This window comes from Pantoea sp. ICBG 1758, assembly GCF_002928325.1.
In the GTDB taxonomy this organism is placed as follows: domain Bacteria; phylum Pseudomonadota; class Gammaproteobacteria; order Enterobacterales; family Enterobacteriaceae; genus Pantoea; species Pantoea eucrina.
Genome location: NZ_POWL01000001.1, coordinates 280,310 through 303,239, shown reverse-complemented (window position 1 = coordinate 303,239; position 22,930 = coordinate 280,310). Strand labels below are relative to the sequence as shown.

The 22,930-nt window shown below is 57.1% G+C and carries 21 protein-coding genes; 1 reads left to right on the top strand and 20 read right to left on the bottom strand.

All coding sequences use genetic code 11. The annotated features are described in order from the left end of the window. Positions 1-30: 30 nt before the first annotated feature. The 11 genes from cydX to sdhC form a co-directional block, all read right to left on the bottom strand. Positions 31-144, bottom strand: coding sequence for a cytochrome bd-I oxidase subunit CydX (gene cydX / locus C1Y41_RS01535; RefSeq protein WP_071668990.1), 114 nt, complete (start codon positions 142-144; stop codon positions 31-33). 15 nt (positions 145-159) lie between these two features. Further along, on the bottom strand, positions 160-1,299 hold the full coding sequence (gene cydB, locus C1Y41_RS01530) for a cytochrome d ubiquinol oxidase subunit II (protein ID WP_104084668.1): 1,140 nt from the start codon (positions 1,297-1,299) through the stop codon (positions 160-162). Between the two features lie 12 nt (positions 1,300-1,311). Beyond that, positions 1,312-2,883: a cytochrome ubiquinol oxidase subunit I gene (cydA, locus tag C1Y41_RS01525; protein WP_094111659.1), complete on the bottom strand. Its 1,572-nt coding sequence runs from the start codon at positions 2,881-2,883 to the stop codon at positions 1,312-1,314. A 550-nt stretch (positions 2,884-3,433) separates the two neighbouring features. Then, the gene (sucD, locus tag C1Y41_RS01520; RefSeq protein ID WP_039383236.1) at positions 3,434-4,309 is read right to left on the bottom strand and encodes a succinate--CoA ligase subunit alpha; all 876 of its coding nucleotides are present in this window, start codon (positions 4,307-4,309) and stop codon (positions 3,434-3,436) included. Then, positions 4,309-5,475 carry an ADP-forming succinate--CoA ligase subunit beta gene (sucC, locus tag C1Y41_RS01515; RefSeq protein WP_039383235.1) on the bottom strand — a complete coding sequence of 389 codons (1,167 nt, stop codon included), beginning with the start codon at positions 5,473-5,475 and terminating at the stop codon, positions 4,309-4,311. Before sucC ends, sucD begins: the two co-directional genes overlap by 1 nt. Positions 5,476-5,542: 67 nt before the next feature. Then, on the bottom strand, positions 5,543-6,757 hold the full coding sequence (odhB, locus tag C1Y41_RS01510; RefSeq protein ID WP_039383234.1) for a 2-oxoglutarate dehydrogenase complex dihydrolipoyllysine-residue succinyltransferase: 1,215 nt from the start codon (positions 6,755-6,757) through the stop codon (positions 5,543-5,545). Between the two features lie 15 nt (positions 6,758-6,772). Then, positions 6,773-9,580 carry a 2-oxoglutarate dehydrogenase E1 component gene (gene sucA / locus C1Y41_RS01505; protein ID WP_104084667.1) on the bottom strand — a complete coding sequence of 936 codons (2,808 nt, stop codon included), beginning with the start codon at positions 9,578-9,580 and terminating at the stop codon, positions 6,773-6,775. A gap of 206 nt (positions 9,581-9,786) precedes the next feature. Then, positions 9,787-10,503 carry a succinate dehydrogenase iron-sulfur subunit gene (locus C1Y41_RS01500; RefSeq protein WP_039383229.1) on the bottom strand — a complete coding sequence of 239 codons (717 nt, stop codon included), beginning with the start codon at positions 10,501-10,503 and terminating at the stop codon, positions 9,787-9,789. Positions 10,504-10,517: 14 nt separating this feature from the next. Further along, a complete protein-coding gene (sdhA, locus tag C1Y41_RS01495) occupies positions 10,518-12,284 on the bottom strand; it encodes a succinate dehydrogenase flavoprotein subunit (protein ID WP_104084666.1) in 1,767 nt (588 codons plus the stop codon). Then, entirely contained in the window at positions 12,285-12,632 is a 348-nt protein-coding gene (sdhD, locus tag C1Y41_RS01490) for a succinate dehydrogenase membrane anchor subunit (protein ID WP_071668989.1), read from the bottom strand. Beyond that, the gene (sdhC, locus tag C1Y41_RS01485) at positions 12,626-13,015 is read right to left on the bottom strand and encodes a succinate dehydrogenase cytochrome b556 subunit (protein ID WP_039383221.1); all 390 of its coding nucleotides are present in this window, start codon (positions 13,013-13,015) and stop codon (positions 12,626-12,628) included. The genes sdhD and sdhC overlap by 7 nt, the downstream gene beginning before the upstream one ends. Before the next feature lie 632 nt (positions 13,016-13,647). On the opposite strand from sdhC, the gene C1Y41_RS01480 reads away from it, so the two are divergent. Continuing rightward, on the top strand, positions 13,648-14,931 hold the full coding sequence (locus tag C1Y41_RS01480) for a citrate synthase (RefSeq protein ID WP_039383219.1): 1,284 nt from the start codon (positions 13,648-13,650) through the stop codon (positions 14,929-14,931). 71 nt (positions 14,932-15,002) lie between these two features. Here the strand turns inward: C1Y41_RS01480 and nei are convergent, their stop codons facing one another. From nei to phrB, 9 genes are all read right to left on the bottom strand, one after another. Further along, complete coding sequence (gene nei, locus C1Y41_RS01475; RefSeq protein ID WP_094111658.1) at positions 15,003-15,791, bottom strand: endonuclease VIII; 789 nt, start codon at positions 15,789-15,791, stop codon at positions 15,003-15,005. A 12-nt stretch (positions 15,792-15,803) separates the two neighbouring features. After that, entirely contained in the window at positions 15,804-16,451 is a 648-nt protein-coding gene (pcp, locus tag C1Y41_RS01470) for a pyroglutamyl-peptidase I (protein WP_039383214.1), read from the bottom strand. A gap of 7 nt (positions 16,452-16,458) precedes the next feature. Further along, entirely contained in the window at positions 16,459-17,475 is a 1,017-nt protein-coding gene (locus C1Y41_RS01465; RefSeq protein ID WP_039383212.1) for a DUF979 domain-containing protein, read from the bottom strand. Continuing rightward, a complete protein-coding gene (locus tag C1Y41_RS01460; RefSeq protein WP_039383210.1) occupies positions 17,475-18,203 on the bottom strand; it encodes a DUF969 domain-containing protein in 729 nt (242 codons plus the stop codon). Before C1Y41_RS01460 ends, C1Y41_RS01465 begins: the two co-directional genes overlap by 1 nt. A 59-nt stretch (positions 18,204-18,262) precedes the next feature. Continuing rightward, on the bottom strand, positions 18,263-19,000 hold the full coding sequence (gene pxpA / locus C1Y41_RS01455) for a 5-oxoprolinase subunit PxpA (protein ID WP_039383208.1): 738 nt from the start codon (positions 18,998-19,000) through the stop codon (positions 18,263-18,265). After that, complete coding sequence (gene pxpC, locus C1Y41_RS01450; RefSeq protein WP_039383205.1) at positions 18,990-19,922, bottom strand: 5-oxoprolinase subunit PxpC; 933 nt, start codon at positions 19,920-19,922, stop codon at positions 18,990-18,992. Before pxpC ends, pxpA begins: the two co-directional genes overlap by 11 nt. Beyond that, on the bottom strand, positions 19,916-20,575 hold the full coding sequence (pxpB, locus tag C1Y41_RS01445) for a 5-oxoprolinase subunit PxpB (RefSeq protein ID WP_104084665.1): 660 nt from the start codon (positions 20,573-20,575) through the stop codon (positions 19,916-19,918). The genes pxpC and pxpB overlap by 7 nt, the downstream gene beginning before the upstream one ends. A gap of 154 nt (positions 20,576-20,729) precedes the next feature. Continuing rightward, positions 20,730-21,473 carry a type 2 GTP cyclohydrolase I gene (locus C1Y41_RS01440; RefSeq protein ID WP_039383201.1) on the bottom strand — a complete coding sequence of 248 codons (744 nt, stop codon included), beginning with the start codon at positions 21,471-21,473 and terminating at the stop codon, positions 20,730-20,732. A gap of 18 nt (positions 21,474-21,491) precedes the next feature. Then, complete coding sequence (gene phrB, locus C1Y41_RS01435) at positions 21,492-22,919, bottom strand: deoxyribodipyrimidine photo-lyase (RefSeq protein WP_104084664.1); 1,428 nt, start codon at positions 22,917-22,919, stop codon at positions 21,492-21,494. Between the last annotated feature and the right edge of the window lie 11 nt (positions 22,920-22,930).

Below are 22,930 nucleotides of genomic sequence, written 5' to 3'. Positions count from 1 at the left end.
CCCCATGCTACCGGCCAGCATGCTGACCGATCAGGCATTGTCATCCTGTGCACGGTTTGCATCTCTCTGCTCCAGCGCCAGGGCGGTGATCACACCTAATGCGCAGGCCAGCAGCGTGCCGAGGATCCAGGCAAAATACCACATGCAAAAGCTCCTTAATCAGTAGAGAGAGTGCGTGTTGCGTTCAATATCATCTTGGGTAATGCGACCGAACATTTTGTAGTAGCACCAGCTGGTGTAGGCCAGAATGATCGGCACAAAGATGAGTGCGGCGATGGTCATAATCTTCAGCGTCAGCAGGCTGGAGGTGGCATCCCAGAGGGTCAGGCTGCTACCCGGCACGGTGCTGGAGGGCATGATAAACGGGAACAGCGCAATACCGGCGGTCATGATGACGCAGGCCAGCGTCAGGGAAGAGAAGATGAACGCCCAGGCGCCCCGCTCGCCGCGCGAACAAAGTAGTGTAAGCAGCGGCAGAACAGCGCCCAGCAGCGGAAACGCCCACAGCAGCGGCATCTGCTCAAAATTACGCAGCCAGGCACCCGCCTCGCGCACCACCTCTTTGCCCAGTGGATTAGAGGCTGCGTGGTGATCGATAACGCTTTTCACTACATAGCCGTCAAGGCCATATTTTACCCACAAGCCCGCCAGCACGAAGGCGATGAGCATCACCAGCGCCCCCGCCTGCGCCCCGCTGCGCGCACGTAAATGCAGCTCACCGCAGGTGCGCATCTGCAGATAGGTGGCGCCCTGGGTCAGGATCATCGCCACGCTGATGACTCCCGCCAGCAGGCCAAATGGATTGAGCAGCTGGAAGAAATTGCCGGTATAGAACAGACGCAGATAGCTATCTGCATGAAACGGCACCCCCTGCAGCAGATTGCCAAAGGCAACGCCTATCACCAGCGGCGGAACAAAACTGCCGGCAAAGATGCCCCAGTCCCACACGGCACGCCAGCGCCTGTCTTCAATTTTGGATCGATAATCAAAACCCACCGGGCGAAAAAAGAGCGAGGCGAGCACCAGAATCATGGCGACATAGAAACCAGAGAAGGCGGCGGCATAGACCATGGGCCAGGCGGCAAACAGCGCACCGCCAGCCGTGATCAGCCAGACCTGATTGCCGTCCCAGTGCGGTGCAATCGTGTTGATCATAATACGGCGCTCGGTGTCGCTGCGTCCGAGCACGGGCGTCAGCATACCGACCCCCATATCAAAACCGTCCGCCACGGCAAAGCCGATCAGCAGTATGCCAATCAGCAGCCACCAGACAAAACGTAACACTTCGTAGTCAAACATGGTTGCTCTCCTTTAGCCGCGCTCTGGCTGCGTAGCGATCTGCACTGATTCATTGTGATAGCGGCCGGTTTTCAGGCTGCCCGGCCCCAGGCGGGCAAACCGGAACATCAGATACATCTCTGCCACCAGAAACAGCGTGTAGAGTCCGCAAATCAGCGTCATCGAAAACAGCACGTCTCCCACGGTCAGCGAAGAGTTCGCTACGGCGGTGGGTAACACTTCACCGATTGCCCACGGCTGACGCCCGTACTCCGCAACAAACCAGCCCGCCTCGATAGCGATCCACGGCAGCGGAATGCCATACAGTGCGGCTTTCAGCAGCCAGCGCTGCTGACCGATCCGGTCGCGGACTACGCTCCAGAATGAGAGGGCAATAATCGCCAGCAACAGCGCGCCGCACAGCACCATGATACGGAAGGCAAAATAGAGCGGCGCCACGCGCGGAATGGCGTCTTTCACCGCCTGTTGTATCTGCGCTTCGCTGGCATCGGTGACCGTCGGGGTGTAGCGCTTAAGCAGCAGGCCGTAGCCAAGATCCTGCTTGCTGGCTTCAAACGCGCGGCGGACTTCCGGGTCCTGATTGCCGCTGCGCAGCGCATTGAGCAGGCCATACGCTTTGATGCCGTTACGGATCCGCACCTCATGCTGCGCCTGCAGTTCTTTCAGGCCGGTAACGGGTTTATCCACTGAGCGCGTGGCGATAAGGCCAAGCAGATACGGAATCTGAATCGCATATTTGTTCTCCTGCGTCTCCTGATTCGGTATACCAAATAGCGTAAAGGCGGCGGGTGCCGGCTGGGTCTCCCACTCCGCCTCGATTGCAGCCAGTTTGGTTTTCTGGACATCCCCCATCTCGTAGCCCGACTCATCGCCGAGTACAATCACCGAGAGCACCGCCGCCATGCCAAAACTGGCCGCAATGGCAAAGGAGCGGCGGGCAAACGCCACATCACGCCCTTTAAGCAGATACCAGCCGCTGATCCCCAGAACAAACATGGCGCCAGCGGTATAGCCCGCCGCCACGGTATGCACAAATTTCACCTGTGCGACCGGGTTAAGCACCAGCTCTGAAAAGCTCAGCATTTCCATACGCATGGTTTCAGCGTTGAATGCTGCGGCGATGGGATTTTGCATCCAGCCATTGGCCACCAGGATCCAGAGCGCAGAGAGGTTGGATCCCAGCGCCACCAGCCAGGTGACCGCCAGATGCTGAACTTTGCCCAACCGATCCCAGCCAAAGAAAAACAGGCCAACAAAGGTGGATTCAAGAAAGAACGCCATTAATCCTTCAATGGCCAGCGGTGCCCCGAAAATATCGCCGACGTAATGGGAGTAATAGGACCAGTTAGTGCCGAACTGAAACTCCATGGTGAGTCCGGTGGCCACGCCCAGCGCAAAGTTGATGCCAAACAACTTGCCCCAGAATTTGGTCATATCTTTATAAATCTGTTTGCCCGACAGCACGTAGACGGTTTCCATGATCGCCAGCAGAAACGCCATACCCAGCGTTAATGGTACGAACAGAAAGTGGTACATCGCCGTCAGGGCAAACTGTAAGCGCGACAGCTCGACAATATCTAACATGAGAACTCCTTGCTCTTCGCATGCCGCTGTGTTGCCGGACGGTAAACGGCGCAACAGCGTGCAGGAACGGCTGATTATTAATTCCGGTTTTATTACCCGCAGATAGCGCAATCTGCGGCCCGAAATGAGCGAGTAATAGTGGTGATAATTCCCTGAAAATATCGCCTCACATTTCTGTCATGCAGGCGTCAGCGTCAGATGCCACAATATTGATCCGGGGGCATACGACTCAGACGGCTGTTATCCGTGGCAAAACTGTGATTTGATGCAGCGCAATTTATACCGGCCGGGTTGTTTTTAGCCAGCAGTAAAGTTTGCTATAACACGCTATTATTTGATCTGGATTAAGATATAAAGTTTACGAATATGTAGCCTGAAAGAGTTGTTAAAGCGATGTCAAAAGCTGCCGCGTTTAATTAAAATTACGATTACCTTTTCTGTGAGTTATTAACTTTAAAATCCGCCGCGCAGGATAATAAATAAAAACCGCTACGCTGCAGGCATAAAAAAAGCCACCCGCAGGTGGCTTATGCTTATTCAGTCAGCGCAATCAGTTAGCAGGCAGAACTGCTTTTACCGCATCACCGATATCGGCCAGGCTGCGGACAGTTTTCACACCTGCCGCTTCCAGCGCAGCAAACTTCTCGTCAGCCGTGCCTTTACCGCCGGCAATGATGGCGCCAGCATGGCCCATACGTTTGCCTTTCGGCGCCGTTACGCCTGCGATATAGCCGACAACCGGCTTGGTGACGTGCTCTTTGATAAAGGCTGCCGCTTCTTCTTCCGCGCTGCCGCCGATTTCACCGATCATCACAATCGCTTCGGTCTGCGGATCGTCCTGGAACATCTGCAGAATATCGATGAAGTTAGAGCCCGGGATCGGGTCGCCACCGATACCGACACAGGTAGACTGGCCATAGCCAATATCTGTGGTCTGCTTAACCGCTTCATAGGTCAGGGTGCCGGAACGTGACACGATGCCCACGCGGCCTGGCTGGTGAATGTGGCCTGGCATAATGCCGATTTTGCATTCGCCTGGGGTGATCACGCCAGGGCAGTTAGGGCCAATCATGCGCACGCCTGCTTCATCCAGCTTCATTTTCACAGTCAGCATATCCAGCGTCGGGATACCTTCAGTGATGGTGATGATCAGCTTGATGCCCGCGTCGATCGCTTCCAGGATACCGTCTTTGCAAAACGGAGCCGGAACGTAGATAACCGTGGCCGTTGCGCCGGTCGCTTCTACCGCTTCACGCACGGTATTGAACACCGGCAGGCCCAGATGGGTGGTGCCGCCTTTACCTGGCGTTACGCCGCCAACCAGCTGCGTGCCATAGGCCAGCGCCTGCTCAGAGTGAAAAGTCCCCTGCCCACCGGTGAAACCCTGACAGATGACTTTGGTGTTCTTGTCGATCAGAATGGACATTATTTACCCTCCGCTGCAGCAACAACACGCTGTGCCGCGTCTGTCAGGCTGGTTGCTGCAATGATGTTCAGACCGCTGTCCGCCAGTTTCTTAGCGCCCAGCTCAGCGTTGTTACCTTCCAGACGTACCACTACCGGCACGTTGACACCCACTTCTGCCACTGCGCCGATGATGCCATCAGCGATCAGATCGCAACGGACAATACCGCCGAAGATGTTAACGAATACCGCTTTTACCGCGTCGTCAGAGAGGATGATTTTGAAGGCTTCGGTTACGCGCTCTTTAGTTGCGCCGCCGCCGACATCAAGGAAGTTTGCAGGCTGGCCACCGTGATGCTTCACGATATCCATTGTGCCCATCGCCAGACCCGCGCCGTTGACCATACAGCCAATGTTGCCTTCCAGCGCGACATAGTTCAGCTCCCACTGCGTTGCGTGCGCTTCGCGTGGATCTTCCTGGCTTGGATCGCGCATTTCGCGCAGTTCAGGCTGGCGGAACAGCGCGTTGCCGTCTGCACCCAGCTTGCCATCCAGGCAGATCAGGTCGCCCTGCTTGGTGATCACCAGCGGGTTGATCTCAACCATCGCCAGATCGCGCTCCAGGAACATGGTAGCCAGACCCATAAAGATTTTGGTGAACTGGCTGACCTGCTTACCGGTCAGACCCAGTTTGAACGCCAGTTCGCGGCCCTGGTATGGCTGCGGTCCCGCTAACGGGTCGAGCGCCATTTTGTGGATCAGGTGCGGAGTCTCTTCCGCCACCTTTTCAATTTCCACACCGCCTTCGGTTGATGCCATGAAGATCACGCGGCGCGTAGCGCGATCGACGACCGCACCCAGATAGAGTTCCTGATCGATATCGGTTGCCGCTTCAACCAGAATCTGGTTAACCGGCTGGCCCAGCGCATCTGTCTGATAGGTCACCAGACGTTTACCCAGCCAGTGCTCAGCAAATGCACGGATCTCTTCTTTACTTTTCACTACCTTCACGCCGCCCGCTTTACCACGGCCACCGGCATGAACCTGACATTTCACTACCCACGGGCCTGCGCCAATTTTTGAGGCGGCTTCTTCGGCTTCACGTGGCGTGGTGCAGGCATAACCAGTCGGTGCTGGCATACCATACCGTGCAAACAGCTGCTTCGCCTGGTATTCGTGTAAGTTCATGATGTTCTATCCATTCAGATCTGAAACATTTAAATGTGGGCGCGCATCGCTGCGCGCCCGGCGAAAATCAGACATCCAGCAGCAGACGAGCCGGATCTTCCAGCATCTCTTTCACTGCGACCAGATAGCCTACCGATTCACGGCCATCGATCAGACGGTGATCGTAAGAGAGCGCCAGATACATCATCGGCAGGATCACCACCTGACCATTGACCGCCATTGGACGATCTTTAATGGCGTGCATGCCCAGAATGGCGCTCTGCGGCGGGTTAATGATTGGCGTTGACATCAGCGAACCAAACACGCCGCCGTTGGTGATGGTGAAGTTACCGCCGGTCAGCTCTTCAACTGTCAGCTTGCCATCACGGCCTTTCACCGCCAGCTCTTTAATTTTCTTCTCGATATCCGCCATGCTCAGCGCATCCACATCTTTCAGCACTGGCGTCACCAGACCGCGCGGCGTAGAAACGGCGATGCTGACATCGAAGTAGTTGTGGTACACCACATCTTCGCCATCGATAGAGGCGTTCACTTCCGGGAAGCGCTTCAGGGCTTCAACGACCGCTTTGATGTAGAAGGACATAAAGCCCAGGCGTACACCGTGACGTTTTTCAAACGCCTCACCATACTGCTTGCGCAGATCCATGATGGGCTTCATGTTGATTTCGTTGAACGTGGTCAGCATGGCGGTGCTGTTTTTCGCTTCCAGCAGACGCTCAGCCACGCGTTTGCGCAGGCGGGTCATCGGCACGCGCTTCTCGCTGCGGTTAGCAACCGGAGCCGGAGCCGCCGCTTCAGCAGCCGGAGCCGCTTTCGCTTCCGGCTTTTTCGCCAGGTGCTTTTCAATATCTTCGCGCGTCAGTCGGCCACCCACGCCGGTGCCTTTGATCTGGCTGGCGTCGAGATTGTTTTCCGCGATCAGGCGGCGTACAGCAGGGCTCAGCGCGTCGCTGCTCTCTTCTTCCAGCGACGCGGACTGGCGCTGTGCCGGTGCAGATTCATTGCTCTCAACTTTCGCTGAGGTCTCTTTCCCGCCGCTGTTGCCCTCTTTCAGGCGACCAAGCAGCTGGCGCGAGGTGACGGTAGCACCCTCTTCTTCCAGCACGGCTTCCAGAATACCATCAGCAGCAGCAGGAACTTCCAGCACCACTTTATCGGTTTCAATTTCGACCAGCACTTCATCACGGCTGACTGCATCGCCAGGTTTTTTGTGCCAGGTTGCAACCGTTGCGTCCGCTACGGATTCAGGTAAATCGGGAACGAGAATTTCTACGCTACTCATTTTCTTTCCTTTTTATTAACCAAGGTTCAGCGCGTCGTTGACCAGGTCTTGCTGCTGTTGTTGATGTACGGACATATAGCCCACGGCCGGTGAAGCAGATGCCGGACGGCCTGCGTAACGCAGCGACGCACCAAAGGGAACCACTTCGCGGAAATGATGCTGACTGCAATACCATGCGCCCTGATTGAGCGGCTCTTCCTGACACCAGACGAAATCCTGGACATCGGCGTAATCTTTTAACGCTTCCTGTACCGCTTTGTGCGGGAAAGGATAGAGCTGCTCGATGCGCACAATGGCAACATCGCTCTGCTCGTTTTTGCGACGCTGTTCCAGCAGATCGTAGTAGACCTTACCTGAACAGAGCACCACGCGTTTAACCTGCTGCGGATCGAGCGCATCGATCTCGCCAATCGCCGGCTGGAAGCTGCCGTTTGCCAGATCGTCCAGGCTGGAGATCGCCAGCGGATGCCGCAGCAGCGACTTAGGCGACATCACAATCAGCGGACGGCGCATACCGCGCAGCGCCTGACGACGCAGCATGTGGTAAACCTGAGCCGGGGTAGATGGCACGCAAACCTGCATATTCTGCTCAGCGCAGAGCTGCAGATAACGCTCCAGGCGCGCTGAGGAGTGCTCCGGACCCTGACCTTCATAGCCGTGCGGCAGCAGCATCACCAGGCCACACATGCGGCCCCACTTCTGCTCGCCCGAGCTGATGAACTGATCGATAACCACCTGTGCGCCGTTGGCAAAGTCACCAAACTGCGCTTCCCAGATGGTCAGCACGCGCGGCTCTGCGGTGGCGTAGCCATATTCAAACGCCAGTACCGCCTCTTCCGACAGCACGGAGTCCCAGACTTTGAACTCTCCCTGACCATTATGAATATGGTGCAGCGGCGTATAGGTAGAGCCATTCAGCTGGTTGTGGATCACCGCATGGCGGTGGAAGAAGGTGCCGCGTCCGGAATCTTCGCCAGAGAGACGCACCGGAATGCCTTCATCCACCAGCGTGGCGTAGGCCAGATTCTCTGCCCCGCCCCAGTCAAACGGTTTGTTGCCTTCCGCCATCTCTTTGCGGTCGTTGTAAATTTTGGCCACGCGCGACTGCACTTCAACCGCTTCCGGAACCGTGCTGATACGGCGCGCCAGCTCCTGCAGGCGTTTCAGCTCAACCGTTTCCGGGTAGCTCTCATCCCACTCGTGGTTGAGATAAGGGGACCAGGTAAACGAGTGCAGGCTCATCGGGCGCCATTCCGGCACCACGCACTCACCGGCATCCAGCGCATCGCGATAGAGGTTAACCAGTTCAGTGGCATCTTCCTGCGAGGCTACGCCCTGGCTCTGCAGGCGGTCGGCGTAAAGTTTACGCGGCGTCGGATGCTTTTTAATCTTCTGATACATCAGCGGCTGCGTTGCACTTGGCTCATCCGCTTCGTTATGGCCATGACGGCGATAGCAGACCAGATCGATAAAGACATCACGCTTAAAGGTGTTGCGGTAGTCGAGCGCCAGACGGGTAACAAAAGCAACGGCTTCCGGATCGTCCGCGTTCACGTGGAAAATAGGTGCCAGCACCATCTTACCGATATCAGTACAATAAGGCGTGGAGCGCGCATCTCTTGGATTTGACGTGGTAAAGCCAACCTGGTTATTGATCACGATACGCACCGTACCGCCAACTTCATAACCACGCGCCTGCGACATGTTCAGGGTTTCCTGCACCACACCCTGACCAATTACCGCTGCGTCACCGTGAATAGTGATAGGCAGAACTTTGTTACTGCCCGGCTCAGAGAGACGATCGAGGCGGGCGCGTACGGAGCCCATGACAACCGGGCTGACAATCTCCAGATGCGACGGGTTAAACGCCAGTGCCAGATGCACCAGGCCCCCTTCGGTTTCAACATCGGAAGAGAAGCCCATGTGGTATTTCACATCACCGGTACCCAGATGCTCTTTGTGCTTGCCGGCGAACTCATCAAACAGATCCTGCGGCTTTTTGCCCAGTACGTTGATCAGCACGTTCAGACGTCCGCGGTGCGCCATACCCAGCACCACTTCGCGCGTGCCGCTTTTCCCTGCGTGGCGAATCATTTCGCGCAGCATAGGCACCAGCGCATCGCCACCTTCCAGTGAGAAGCGTTTGGCGCCGGGGAATTTCGCCCCAAGATATTTTTCCAGACCTTCGGCTGCGGTCAGCTCTTTCAGGAAGCCTTTTTTCTCTTCCGCGCTGAATGAAGCCTGTCCAGCCACTGATTCAAGACGCTGCTGGATCCAGCGTTTCTCTTCAGTGTTGTTGATGTGCATATACTCTGCGCCAATCGACCCGCAGTAGGTCTGCTGCAGGGCGGCGTAGAGATCGGCCAGCTTCATCGTCTCTTTGCCAATCGCAAATGAGCCTACGTTGAAGCTTTCCTGAAAATCGGCGTCGGTCAGATCGTGAAAGGCCGGGTCGAGATCGGCCACGATATCCTGTTTCCACAGGCCAAGCGGATCAAGATTAGCGTGCTGATGGCCGCGGAAACGGAACGCGTTAATCAGCTGCAGGACTTTAACCTGTTTGGAGTTAGTAGCCGGATCGGTAACGGTAGAGGTGTAGCGGGTAGCATCCTTCGCCAGGCGGCGGAAATAGTCACGCGTCGTGGAGTGAAACTGCTCTGGTTTTACGCCGGTACCTGGCAACTGCTGGAACAGGTCGCGCCACACTTCATCAACAGAGTCAGGATCGGTCAGGAAATCCTCATAGAGTTGCTCTATGTAAGACTGGTTCGCGCCGGCCAGCCAGGAGGAGTCCAGCCAGGGTTTCATCGCGCTGTTCTGCATTGTGATCCCTTAAGCATTAAGCTGCTTTTTATGAGGTTTCATTTGTTGCCGCTTTCACGGCTTGCCGTAGTGAGTTCAGCGATACGAACCTGTGCGCTACCGGCGCCGGGCCCGTAAGGGAACCTTTATAAGCGTGGTCAGCACCGCGCTTATAGAGGCTTCCATACGCTGCCGGGAACCTGAGTTCCCGGCAGGACTTCTTAGCTTTACGCCCCGCGCTGCAGCAGCATCGACTTGATATGGCCGATGGCGCGCGTCGGGTTCAGCCCTTTCGGACATACGCTCACACAGTTCATGATGCTGTGACAGCGGAATACGCTGAAAGCATCACTCAGATTGTCGAGACGCGCATCCGTTTCCGTGTCGCGGCTGTCAATCAGGAAGCGATAGGCAGCCAGCAGACCGGCCGGACCGATAAACTTATCCGGGTTCCACCAGAACGACGGGCAGGAGGTTGAGCAGCAGGCGCAGAGAATACACTCATACAGGCCATCAAGGTGCTCACGCTCCGACGGGCTCTGCAGATGCTCACGCGCTGGCGGATTCTCACCGTTGTTCAGCAGGAACGGTTTGATTTTCTCATACTGCGTATAGAACTGGCTCATGTCGACCACCAGATCGCGCACCACCGGCAGACCTGGCAGCGGGCGAATCACGATCTTTTTACTGCCGTTACCCAGTGCTGAGACCGGAGTAATGCAGGCCAGACCATTTTTGCCGTTCATGTTCAGACCATCTGAGCCGCAGACACCCTCGCGGCACGAGCGACGAAACGCCAGCGTTGGATCCTGCTCTTTCAGCCGAATCAGCGCATCCAGCAGCATCATGTCGCGCCCGTCTTCCGACTCCAGGGTGTAATCCTGCATGCGCGGCTTGTCATCGACGTCCGGGTTATAACGGTAGATTGAAAATTCGAGTTTCATCATGACCTCCGCAATTAATAGGTACGCGCTTTCGGCGGGAAGGCCGCGCGCAGTTTCGGCTGCATGTTCACCTCACGGCGCGTCATGCTTTCCGTTTGCGGAACATAGAGACTGTGACACAGCCAGTTTGCATCATCACGCTCCGGATAGTCGAAGCGGCTATGTGCGCCACGGCTTTCAGTGCGGAAGTTTGCAGCAACCGCGGTTGCATAAGCGGTTTCCATCAGGTTATCCAGCTCCAGACATTCGATACGCTGCGTATTGAAATCGGGTGAGCGGTCATCCAGACGCGCACTCTTCAGACGCTCGCGAATCGCTTTCAGCTCGGCCAGGCCTTCACGCATGGCGTCACCTTCGCGGAACACCGAGAAGTTGTTCTGCATGCAGCGCTGCAGCGCTTTGCGGATTTCCACCGGATCTTCACCCGTGGTGTTAGTTTCCCAGCGATTGAAGCGCGCCATCGCCGCATCGATCTCTTCCGCGGTAGCATCGCGCAGCTCGCCCTGCTCAGCGATACACTCCATCAGGTGCACCCCTGCCGCGCGACCAAATACCACCAGATCCAGCAGTGAGTTACCGCCCAGACGGTTAGCACCGTGCACCGATACGCAGGCGATCTCGCCAACCGCAAACAGGCCCGGGATCACTTCATCTTCGCCCTGTTCATTCACGCGCAGCGCCTGTCCGGTGACGCGGGTCGGAATACCGCCCATCATGTAGTGACAGGTTGGAATAACCGGAATCGGCTCTTTAACCGGATCGACATGCGCAAAGGTGCGCGACAACTCAAGAATGCCAGGCAGGCGCGACTCAAGCACCTCAGCCCCAAGATGATCGAGCTTCAGTTTGATATGCGGACCCCACGGGCCATCGCAGCCGCGACCTTCACGGATCTCAACCATCATTGAACGCGCAACAACATCACGGCCCGCCAGATCTTTGGCGTTTGGCGCATAGCGCTCCATGAAGCGTTCGCCATGTTTGTTCAGCAGATAGCCGCCTTCACCACGGCAGCCCTCGGTGACCAGCACGCCCGCACCCGCAATACCGGTCGGGTGGAACTGCCACATCTCCATATCCTGCATCGGTACGCCGGCACGGATTGCCATGCCAACGCCGTCGCCGGTATTGATGTGTGCGTTAGTGGTGGACTGGTAGATACGTCCCGCGCCGCCGGTTGCCAGAATAGTCGCTTTGGCTTTGAAGTAGACGGTTTCACCGGTTTCAATGCAGATAGCGGTACAACCCACAATCGCACCATCTGCGTTTTTCACCAGATCCAGCGCATACCATTCGGAGAAGATGGTGGTTTTGTTTTTCAGGTTCTGCTGATACAGCGTATGCAGCAGCGCGTGACCGGTACGGTCAGCGGCCGCAGCGGTACGTGCGGCCTGCTCGCCGCCAAAGTTTTTGGACTGGCCACCAAATGGACGCTGATAAACGCGGCCATCGTCTAAACGGGAGAACGGCAGTCCCATATGCTCCAGCTCCAGAATCGCTTCCGGACCGGTTTTACACATATATTCGATCGCGTCCTGGTCCCCGATGTAGTCGGAACCTTTTACGGTATCGTACATATGCCATTCCCAGTTATCGTCATGGGTGTTACCCAGCGCAACGGTAATGCCGCCCTGCGCCGATACGGTATGGGAACGGGTTGGAAAAACTTTCGATAACAGGGCACAGCTCTGGCCCGACTGGGAGATTTGCAGTGCCGCGCGCATACCCGCGCCACCTGCGCCGATCACCACGGCATCAAATTCTCTGACTGGCAAATTCATTTACACACCCCACACAACAACAGTGCCATAAACGGCATACGACAACAGCGCGACCACAATAACCAGCTGCAGCAACAAACGCGGCGCCAGCGCTTTCACGTAGTCAGTCAGTACCTGCCACATACCGATCCAGCCGTGAACCAGAATGGAGAACAGGGTCAGCAGCGTAAACACTTTGGTGAAGGAGGAGGCGAAAAAGCCGCGCCAGACATCATAGGTCAGCGTATCGGTCATGACGACGAAACCGAGCAGATAGATGATGTAGAGCGTAATCAGGATTGCGGAAGCACGGACCAGAAGCCAGTCGTGGATACCGTTGCGTCCTAAAGCAGAAGCATTGCTTACCATACGAGGACTCCAGCCAGAATTGAGAGCACGACAGTGATAACAAAAACCGCCTGCGCGGTACGGGTTCCCACCTGCAGGGTCTCTGCGGTAAAGCCAAAATCTGCCAGCATATGACGGATACCGCTTGCCGCATGATAGGCCAGCGCGGTCAGAATGCCCCACATAATGAATTTGGCAAAGAAGCTATCCATGATGGATGCCGCCTGCTGAAAACCTTCGGGAGAGGAGAGAGAGAGACCCAGTAACCAGAGCAGAATTCCGAGAGCGACAAACGTAATCACGCCGGAGACGCGGTGGAGAATGGACGATATTGCAGTAACGGGAAACCGGATCGTCGTGAGATCCAAGTTAACAGGTCTTTGTTTTTTCACGGTTTTGCCCACACAGCTCTTTTTTATTTTGCTTCCTCCGGTCCTGAGTTGCAGCAGAGCACTGAGCGTGTTCAGACAACAACCGCCACCAAAATAGCAACATCCAGTGTTAAATGAAGCGGGTAAAACGCTGGGTGGCTCCTGGTGTCAGGGTATTCCGGAGACCTGGCGGCAGTATAGGACGATCACATTCTGATTACAATTCCCCTACAATCTGTTTGGTCACATTTAAGCTGAACAGTGATCAGGGTCACGATTTTCACAAAATATACATTTTTAATTATCTGATTTGACAATAGATCAACATTTCAGTTACAAACAATCGCACTAAAGCCCTATGATGCACAAAAGTTATGGGGATACACTTTCCCCTAAGCTCAAGTTATGTAACATTGCCCTAACGAGCAACATAAACCGTCAGGTTATTGGTTACCAAGAAGTTATGTCGTGACAGGATCTTTAACATCTGCGATGAGCGCCATGTCATGTCCGAATATCCTTGCCCCGGATGCCTTAGTACTGCGTAACCTCATTACGTGCAGGTTATTGCCAGGTGATAATCTGAAGCGAGTGGTGTTACGCAACATGCGAACTATTCTGGTGTCTAAAGATCCTTACTTACCCAGGCGCTATGGAGACGAAAAATGACAGATAAAAAAGTGACGCTGACCCTACAAGACAACAACACGCTTGAACTGGATGTGATGCAAGGCACGCTGGGACAGGATGTTGTTGACGTCCGCGCCCTTGGCTCACAAGGCCTGTTTACATTTGACCCCGGCTTTACCTCTACCGCGTCGTGTGAATCCAAAATAACGTTTATTGATGGTGATGAAGGCATTCTGCTGCATCGCGGTTTCCCGATTGACCAGCTGGCGACCCACTCAAATTATCTGGAAGTCTGTTATATCCTGCTGTACGGCGAAGCGCCTACTCAGGAGCAGTTCAAAGAGTTCTGCACGACCGTTACCCGTCACACCATGATTCACGAGCAGATCACCCGTCTGTTCCACGGTTTCCGTCGTGACTCACACCCGATGGCCGTTATGTGCGGCGTAACCGGTGCGCTGGCCGCGTTCTATCACGACTCGCTGGATGTAAACATTGAGCGCCATCGCGAAATCGCTGCGTTCCGCCTGCTGTCGAAAATGCCTACCATGGCAGCCATGTGTTACAAATATTCTATCGGTCAGCCTTTTGTTTATCCGCGTAACGACCTCTCCTATGCCGGCAACTTCCTGCATATGATGTTTGCCACACCGTGTGAAGAGTACAAAGTGAATCCGGTGCTTGAGCGCGCGATGGATCGTATTCTGATCCTGCACGCCGATCACGAACAGAACGCCTCCACCTCTACCGTACGTACCGCAGGGTCATCCGGGGCTAACCCGTTTGCCTGTATCGCGGCCGGTATCGCTTCACTCTGGGGGCCGGCACATGGCGGCGCCAACGAAGCTACCCTGCGTATGCTGGAAGAGATCAGCACCGTAGAGCACATTCCGGAGTTTGTGCGCCGTGCTAAAGATAAGAATGACTCGTTCCGCCTGATGGGCTTTGGTCACCGCGTTTACAAGAACTACGATCCGCGCGCCACCGTGATGCGTGAGACCTGCCATGAAGTGCTCAATGAGCTGGGTATGAAAGATGACCTGCTGGAAGTGGCGATGGAGCTGGAACACATTGCGCTGAACGACCCCTACTTTATCGAGCGTAAACTCTATCCAAACGTCGATTTCTACTCCGGCATCATTCTGAAAGCGATGGGCATCCCTTCTTCAATGTTTACCGTAATCTTTGCGATGGCGCGTACCGTTGGCTGGATTGCACACTGGAAAGAGATGCACGATGAAGGCATGAAAATTGCCCGTCCGCGTCAGCTCTATACCGGTTATACCGAGCGTCCGTTTGAGTCAGCACTGAAAAAATAAGCGCCGTCACGCCATAAAAAAGGGCAGATTCTTCTGCCCTTTTCTTTTGCCCGCAATCTGCCCACGTCTGGCTACAGCTGGCACCCCGGACACCAGTAAAAAGGACGTGATGAGAGCACGCCTTTCTCAATCAGCGTACCGCAGCGCCGGCACTTTTTGCCCTGCCGGTGAAAGACTTCAAAGCGAAACGCCGCCTCTTCATGATACTTCTTCATGCTGCCACGCATTTTGTAAGAGAGACGCGGGATCGCCAGCAGCGCGTCACTGAGCCTGTCGAGCTGAGCGTCATCCAGATCCTGCGCCCGGTGCTGCGCGCGCAGTCCGGCGTGCCACAGGATCTCCACCCGCAGATAGTTACCCAGCCCGGCCAGAAAAGCCTGATCCAGCAGCAGGCCGCTGAACTGCCGGCGCCGGAACCGCGGCGAAAGCAGGCGTTCGCGCACCTCCGCGACAGTCAGCGTGGCATCCAGCACATCCGGCCCGACGCGCTGCAGAAACGGGTGTGCACCGAGCGTGTCCGCATTCAGCAGTTCAATATCAGACGCGCTGTAAAGCAGAATGGCTTTATCGGCGCTCTCCAGCCGCACCCGCAGCTGCCGGGTGGTCGCGGGCTGCGTGCCTGCGGCAACGACTCGCCAGACGCCGTAGAGCTGATTGTGACTGTAAAGCGTCAGGCCATTAGAGAAGTGGGTCAGCAGCGCTTTACCGCGCGTTTCAATAGCGTTAACCGTTTCGCCCAGCAAGGCGGGCTCATAGGTTTTCAGCGATGGAAAAGCAAACCACACATCGGTAAGGGGCTTGCCCACGATAGCGGCTTCCAGCTGATCCGCCGCCCGGCGGATCTCCGGTCCCTCTGGCATACAGACTCCTGATTAGTGTGTTGCGCCACCCGCAACACGGATGTCGTCATGGGTGTTCATCATGACCTGAATGGCGATCTCCAGCGCCTGCGTCACGCTGCTAACGGACATGCTCGGCGCGCCAGGATGATTCACCGCCTGCTGCGGCATCCAGGGAATGTGCATAAATCCGCCGCGTGCCGGACTGCCGTGGGTGTGCAGCCAGTGCAGCAGAGAGTACATCACGCTGTTGCAGGTAAAGGTGCCGGCCGTTTGCGAAACCGAGGCGGGAATGCCTGCCTCCCGCAGCGAGGCGACTATCGCTTTAATGGGCAGCGTGGCAAAGTAGGCCGCCGGGCCTCCCGCTACGACCGGCTCATCCACCGGCTGCTGCTGCTGGTTATCGGGGATACGCGCATCGTGAATATTGATCGCTACCCGCTCCAGCGTAATATCGCAGCGACCGCCCGCCTGCCCCACGCAGAGAATGCCATCGGGCTGCAGCGTAGTCAGCGCGTCAGTCAGCACCGCACCGCAGGTTGCAAACACCACCGGCAGCTGGCGTACCACTACCCGCACGCCAGCCAGCATTTTACCGTCAAAGTCGCGCACCGCCTCCCAGGAAGGATTGAGACGCTCACCGCCAAACGGCTCAAAAGCCGTTAACAACACCGTTTTCATTACTGCCTCACAAAAACATCAGGAAGTAGAGCAGGAAAATATTCACTAACAAGAGTAGTACACCGGTAGGAACCTGAGCCTTGATCACCGCATTCCGATCCGGCAGCTCCAGCAGGCGCGCGGGCACGATGTTGAAGTTTGCTGCCATCGGTGTCATCAGCGTCCCGCAGTAGCCGGAAAACATGCCGATCGCCGCCATGACGGCCGGGTTTCCGCCATGCTGCAGCACCAGAATCGGGATGCCGACGCCGGCCGTCACAATCGGGAACGCGGCAAAGGCGTTGCCCATTACCATCGTCAGCAGCGCCATTCCTCCGGCATAGACCGCCACCGCAATCAGCCGGTTATCCACCGCCAGATAGTGTTCAGTGAGATGCGAAATCGCGCTGCCGACGCCGGCGCTGGTAAACAGCAACCCCAGCGTGGCGAGGATCTGCGGCAGAATAAACGCCCAGCCTACCGCATCCAGCAGGCGCCGTGTCTCCTGCATCGACTGCAGCGGCTTTTCCCGCGTAAACGCCAGTGCAATCAGCCAGCCCAGAATACAGCCCACCATCATTGAAAACAGCGTCACCAGCGTAGCGTGGTTGCCCGCGCCAAACACCTGCTCCTGCAGTCCGGGAATATGATTAAACGCCAGTACGCCAATCACCGTAACCAGCGGTATCGCCAGGGCGGGTAAGAACAGCTTATTGCCCAGCCGTCTGGCGCTGGCCTGTTTCTCCTCATCCGTACGCTGATGATAGCGCCCGAGGCGTACCCCACCACAGCCGGCGATCAGCGCCATCACAACCACGACCACCCCGGTGGCAATATGCAGCCAGCGGCGGCCCAGCTCAGCGTCGCCGGCCCACTGCCCTGCCAGCTGATAAGCGCCATCACCAATCAGAAAAATCAGGCCATAGAGCGCCCAGAAGAGACCGGTGGTCAGACGGCGCGGATTGGCGCGGTCTCCCCAGGAGAGCAGCGCCACCACCAGCAGAATCGCCCCTGCCAGCCACATCAGATATTGTTGCTGAAACATTACTTCTCCTCCCTGGCGTGCAGCGCCTGCTGATTCAGCGCACCCAGCTCACGCGACAGCTGGCGATCCAGCCGCACCAGCCGGGCCGAGTGGATAAGAAAGGCGCACAGCGCGGTCGGGATGCCCCACAGCGCAATATGCAGCGGCTCGGTGGTAATGCCGGCTGATTCCTGCATAAAGTTATGCATAAAGATAATCGCGCCGAACGCGACAAAGATATCCTCACCAAAGAAAAGGCCGACGTTATCCGTTGCGGCAGACATGGCGCGCAGCCGGTGACGTATCTCCGGCGAAACCTCACCATAGCGGTTCTCCGTCGCCCCCTCCGCCATCGGTGCCAACAGCGGACGCACCATCTGCGGATGGCCGCCCAGGCTGGTCAGCCCCAGCGCGGCGGTTGCTTCGCGCACAAACAGGTAAACGATAAGCAGACGGCCGGCGGTGGCAGTTTTGATCTGCGCAATCCAGCTCTGGGCACGCTCTTTCAGCCCGTGGCGTTCCAGCAATCCGATTACCGCCAGCGGCAGCAGCAGGATCAGCGGCAGATTGCGCGTATTGAGAAAGCCGGAACCGAGTTTTTCCAGAATGTCGCCGAGCGGCATCTGCGCCGCGAGGCCAGTAACAAAGCCCGCGACGATCACCACCAGCACCGGATTAAAGCGTAATAAAAAGCCAATAATGATGGCCAGGATCCCCAGCAGGGGCCAGAGGTTGACAACGTTTTCCATGATTTTCCTCACTGAAAACAAAAAAGCCCGGCCGTAGCAGGCCGGGCGAAAAAGGGACGTTATGCGCTGCTGACGGCAATCTGCTCAGCAGCAAACGCGGCACGCAGCGTACGGGCAAACTGCAGCGCGTGTGCGCCATCACCGTGCAGGCAGACCGTCTCCGCGTTGACGGCGACCCACTCACCGCTCACGCTTTGCACCTGCTGCTGCTTTACCATAGCCAGCGTCTGCGCCAGCGCCTGGCCGGCATCCTCAATCAGCGCGCCTGGCTGGCTGCGCGGCACCAGCGCCCCGCTCGCCAGATAGCCGCGATCGGCAAACACCTCTTCGCGGGTGCGCAGGCCATACCGGGCACCTGCCGCAATCAGCTCGCTGCCCGCCAGGCCAACCAGAATAAGCTGAGCATCCACCGCCCGTACTGCCCGGGCAATCGCGTCAGCGAGCTGCGGATCGGCGGCGGCCTGGTTATAAAGCATGCCGTGCGGCTTAACGTGAAACAGCCGCGCGCCTTCACTTTCCGTCATGCTTTTCAGCGCGCCAATCTGATAGATCATCTGGGCATAGACTGTCTCCGGCGGCAGCTGCATCGCCGTGCGACCGAAGTTCTCGCGGTCGGGAAAGCCGGGATGAGCGCCAATCGCCACCCCTGACGCATTGGCCCAGCGCACCGACTGCAGCATGGTCTGCGCATCACCGGCGTGAAAACCGCAGGCGATATTGGCAGAGCTTACCAGCATCAGCAGTTCCCGATCGCTGCTGCTGCCTTCGCCGAGATCGGCATTCAGATCAATTTTCATGCGTAAGCCCCCAGGCTATCTGATCCAGCGCGCGCTGCTGCTGCTGTTTCGCCAGCAGCGCCTCCTCCAGCGTGCACGGAATAAAGTGAATCGGTTCGCCGAGCCGGATTTGCGCCAGCTGATAAATATCCGCCTCGATAATGCAGGCGATCCGCGGATAGCCGCCGGTGGTCTGTGCATCCGCCATCAGCACAATAGGCTGACCGTTTGGCGGCACCTGCACCACGCCAGGCACCAGACCATGTGAGAGCAGATCGCGCGTGGCGGTCCGCTGCAGGCTGTCGCCCTGCAGGCGATATCCCATACGGTTACTCTGCGGGCTCAGTTTCCACGGGTTACGCCAGAATGCCTCCTGCGCCTCCTGGGTAAATTCGCTATATTCCGGACCCGGCAGCGCACGAATGCGGTTCCCCCACAGCAGCTGGCGCACGCCCGCCGGCTGGCTGAAGCGGCGGGTTGGCTCGCCCAGCGGCAGACGATCGCCATCCTGCAGCCTGCGGCCCTGCCAGCCGCCAAACGCAGCTTTCAGATCGGTGCTGTGCGAGCCCAGCATTTCTGCTACCGCAAACCCGCCGTTTACCGCCAGATAACTGCGCATGCCGCTGGTTGGCATGGATAGCGTAAGAACCTGACCACGCCGCACCGGCAGGCGCCATCCGGTCCAGACCGGCTTGCCATCCAGCTCAGCGTTACAGGCGGCTCCCGTCAGCGCAAACCAGCCGTCGCGCTGAAACTCCGCCCTGAACTGACCCAGCACAATCTCCAGTACCGCGCTGTTCTCGCTGTTACCCACCAGCATATTTGCGGTACGCATGGAGGGCTCATCCAGCGCACCGCTCAGGCTGACGCCCAGCTGACGCCAGCCGTGCCGCCCGCGATCTTGTACCGAGGTCATTAACCCGGCGCGTAAAATATTCAGCATATGCCCTCCTTCTGCGGCACAAACCGAATGCGATCGCCGGGGCGCATCAGCGTGGGCGGCTGCTTAAGCGGATCAAACAGGCTGAGTGGCGTATGGCCAATCAGCTGCCAGCCGCCGGGGGCAGCCAGCGGATAGATACCGGTCTGACTGCCGCCAATCCCCACTGAACCAGCCGGGACGGCCACGCGCGGCTCGGCGCGACGCGGCGTATGCAGTCGCGTATCCAGGCCGCCCAGATAGGGGAAACCAGGCTGGAAGCCAAGAAAATAGACAATGTAGTCTGCGCTGCTGTGCAGCTCTACCACCTGCGGCGGCGTCAGCCCGGCGCGATCTGCCACTTCTGACAGATCGGGTCCGGCACTGCCACCATACACCACCGGGATCTCAATCAGCCGGGGATTATTCTGCAGCTGCTCTTCACCCTCTTCCCACCAGCGCTGCAGACGCTCAATGGCGTCCTGCGCATCAATTTGTGACTCGCGCAGTATCAGCGTGAGGTTGTTCATACCGGGGATCACCTCCTGCACCTGCTCATCCTGCTGCAGTCGTTCACATAATCCCCAGATGCGCTGCTGACTGGCGAGCGAAACCGGCGGCGCCAGTTCCAGTACAACCGCCCGCTCTCCCAGTAAATAACAACGTGCCTGTTGCAAAACCCACCTCCCGATCGTGAATAACGCGCGCCGGCAGACGTGCTGCGGCACGATAAACCTTTCACATAGCTGCTCAGGTTCAATAGGTTATGCAAAAGTGGCGGAGATGTGTCAACCAGTTTGCGCCCGGCGAGCGGACGCAGAGAGAGAAAAATCAGGCAGGATTGTCGATATCGATAAAGGTAACATCGAGGTGGTAATGCTGCGCCAGCCACTCACCCAGCGCTTTGATACCGTCGCGCTCGGTCGCGTGATGGCCCGCGGCGAAAAAGTGCAACCCCTGTTCGCGCGCGCTGTGAATGGTCTGCTCAGAGACTTCGCCCGTAATAAAGGCGTCAACGCCGGCCGCGGCCGCGTTGTCGATAAAGCCCTGACCACCGCCGCTGCACCAGGCCACGCGTTTGATCAGCGCGGGTGCGTTATCACCGCAGTGCAGCGGCGTGCGTCCCAGGCGCTGCGCGATTTTTTCTGCCAGGTCGCTGCCGCTGAGCGGCGTGCGCAGCTCACCCCAGGGCAGCAGCGGCTCGATTTCACCCCTGACGTCGATATCAAACAGGCGCGCCAGCTGCGCGTTATTCCCCAGCTGCGGATGCGCATCCAGCGGCAGATGCCAGCCATAGAGATTAATATCGTTAGCCAGCAGCGTGCGCAGACGCTGTCGTTTCATGCCTTTTATTGCCGGGGCTTCGTTTTTCCAGAAATAGCCGTGGTGTACCAGAACGGCATCGGCATTCCGCTTTACCGCTTCATCCAGCAGCGCCTGGCAGGCCGTAACGCCGGTAACCACTCTTCTGACTTCACTGCGTCCCTCAACCTGCAGTCCGTTAGGTGCATAGTCGCTAAACGCGCTGCTGTTTAGCTGCTGGTTAACGATTTTTTCCAGCTCAATGTTATTCATAAAGGCTCCGTCATCGCCTCAGGCCGCGCCGCGTGCGCGTTCAAAGGCGTCTAATGTCTTTTTGCGTGCCGCCTTATGTTCCACGATTGGCAGGGGATAATCGAGTTTCTTGTTATTTTTCTTCGCCCAGACGTGCGGCTGATGAATATCGCTGTCGGGCACATTTTTCAGCTCCGGCAGCCACTGCCGGATAAATGCGCCCTGCTTATCGAACCGTTCACCCTGGGTTGTCGGGTTGAAGATACGGAAATAGGGAACGGGATCGGTGCCGGTAGAGGCTGCCCACTGCCAGCCGCCGTTGTTAGCAGCGAAATCACCGTCAATCAGCTGCTCCATAAAGTAGCGCTCGCCCTGCCGCCAGTCGATAAGCAGATCTTTTACCAGAAAGCTGGCGGTGATCATGCGCAGCCGGTTGTGCATCCAGCCAATGCTGTTCATCTGGCGCATACCTGCATCAACGATGGGATAGCCGGTTTTGCCCGCTTTCCAGGCGTCAAAATGGGCGCTGTCTTTCTGCCAGCTGACGTGATGAGTCCAGTCGATAAACGGCTGATGTTTACAGAGCGCCGGATAGGCCACGATCAGATGGCGATAGAATTCCCGCCAGATCAGCTCACTGATCCAGGTAAAGGCTTTTCCTCCTTTCAGCGCATCAGCATGCTCTTTCACAATCCGATGCAGACACTGCCGGGGTGAGAGTACGCCGGTTGAGAGATAGGCTGACAGCTGGCTGGTCCCGTCGCTGGCAGGTGTATCGCGCTCTGACGGATAATCCAGCACCGGCTGTCTGGCAAACGCGCGCAGGCGTTTTAACGCCGCCTGTTCGCCGGCCGGAAACAGCTTTTCATCGGGTTTTTCAGTCGGATAATCAAATGCGGGGATCTTTTTCAGGCTGTTCAGCGGCGCATCACCGCGCGCGGCAGGAGCGCTATGGCACTCTGGCAGCCCCTGCTGCAGCCGTTTTACAAACGCTTTGCTGAACGGCGTGAATACTTTGAACGTCGTATTATTGCCGGTCTGCACGCTACCCGGCGGCAGCAGCAGGCTGTCATCAAATCCCTGACAGGTAATACCCTGCTCATCCAGCTGTTTTTCGACGGCAGCGTCGCGCTCGCGCTCGTTAATTTCATACTGATAGTTGTAAAACAGCGCATCCACCCGATGCGTTTTGCAGAAGTCGCTCAGGTAATTAACCGAAGCAGCAAAATCATCGCACTGATGAAAATGCAGCGGAATGCCGCGTTCCGCCAGCGCCTGCTGCAGCTCACACAGGTTCTGATGAATAAAGGTCGCCTGTTTTGCTGACATGCTGTGCTGCCGCCACTGTTTCGGCGTGGCGATAAACAGCGCCATGACGTCAGCCTTTTTATCATGACACGCTGCCGCCAGCGCGCTGTTATCGTTAATACGCAGATCGTTGCGCAGCCAGAGCAGGTGTGTGGTCATGGGGCCTTGTC

Bases quoted from the DNA above. Each gene is read 5' to 3' on its own strand.
- pxpA (WP_039383208.1), bottom strand. From the start codon at position 19,000: ATGAAAATTGATCTGAATGCCGATCTCGGCGAAGGCAGCAGCAGCGAT.
- sdhA (WP_104084666.1), bottom strand. From the start codon at position 12,284: ATGAATTTGCCAGTCAGAGAATTTGATGCCGTGGTGATCGGCGCAGGT.
- phrB (WP_104084664.1), bottom strand. From the start codon at position 22,919: ATGACCACACACCTGCTCTGGCTGCGCAACGATCTGCGTATTAACGAT.
- nei (WP_094111658.1), bottom strand. From the start codon at position 15,791: ATGCCAGAGGGACCGGAGATCCGCCGGGCGGCGGATCAGCTGGAAGCC.
- C1Y41_RS01440 (WP_039383201.1), bottom strand. From the start codon at position 21,473: ATGAATAACATTGAGCTGGAAAAAATCGTTAACCAGCAGCTAAACAGC.
- sucA (WP_104084667.1), bottom strand. From the start codon at position 9,580: ATGCAGAACAGCGCGATGAAACCCTGGCTGGACTCCTCCTGGCTGGCC.
- cydB (WP_104084668.1), bottom strand. From the start codon at position 1,299: ATGTTTGACTACGAAGTGTTACGTTTTGTCTGGTGGCTGCTGATTGGC.
- cydA (WP_094111659.1), bottom strand. From the start codon at position 2,883: ATGTTAGATATTGTCGAGCTGTCGCGCTTACAGTTTGCCCTGACGGCG.
- C1Y41_RS01500 (WP_039383229.1), bottom strand. From the start codon at position 10,503: ATGAAACTCGAATTTTCAATCTACCGTTATAACCCGGACGTCGATGAC.
- sucC (WP_039383235.1), bottom strand. From the start codon at position 5,475: ATGAACTTACACGAATACCAGGCGAAGCAGCTGTTTGCACGGTATGGT.
- odhB (WP_039383234.1), bottom strand. From the start codon at position 6,757: ATGAGTAGCGTAGAAATTCTCGTTCCCGATTTACCTGAATCCGTAGCG.
- sucD (WP_039383236.1), bottom strand. From the start codon at position 4,309: ATGTCCATTCTGATCGACAAGAACACCAAAGTCATCTGTCAGGGTTTC.
- sdhD (WP_071668989.1), bottom strand. From the start codon at position 12,632: ATGGTAAGCAATGCTTCTGCTTTAGGACGCAACGGTATCCACGACTGG.
- pcp (WP_039383214.1), bottom strand. From the start codon at position 16,451: ATGAAAACGGTGTTGTTAACGGCTTTTGAGCCGTTTGGCGGTGAGCGT.
- cydX (WP_071668990.1), bottom strand. From the start codon at position 144: ATGTGGTATTTTGCCTGGATCCTCGGCACGCTGCTGGCCTGCGCATTA.
- C1Y41_RS01480 (WP_039383219.1), top strand. From the start codon at position 13,648: ATGACAGATAAAAAAGTGACGCTGACCCTACAAGACAACAACACGCTT.
- pxpC (WP_039383205.1), bottom strand. From the start codon at position 19,922: ATGCTGAATATTTTACGCGCCGGGTTAATGACCTCGGTACAAGATCGC.
- C1Y41_RS01465 (WP_039383212.1), bottom strand. From the start codon at position 17,475: ATGTTTCAGCAACAATATCTGATGTGGCTGGCAGGGGCGATTCTGCTG.
- C1Y41_RS01460 (WP_039383210.1), bottom strand. From the start codon at position 18,203: ATGGAAAACGTTGTCAACCTCTGGCCCCTGCTGGGGATCCTGGCCATC.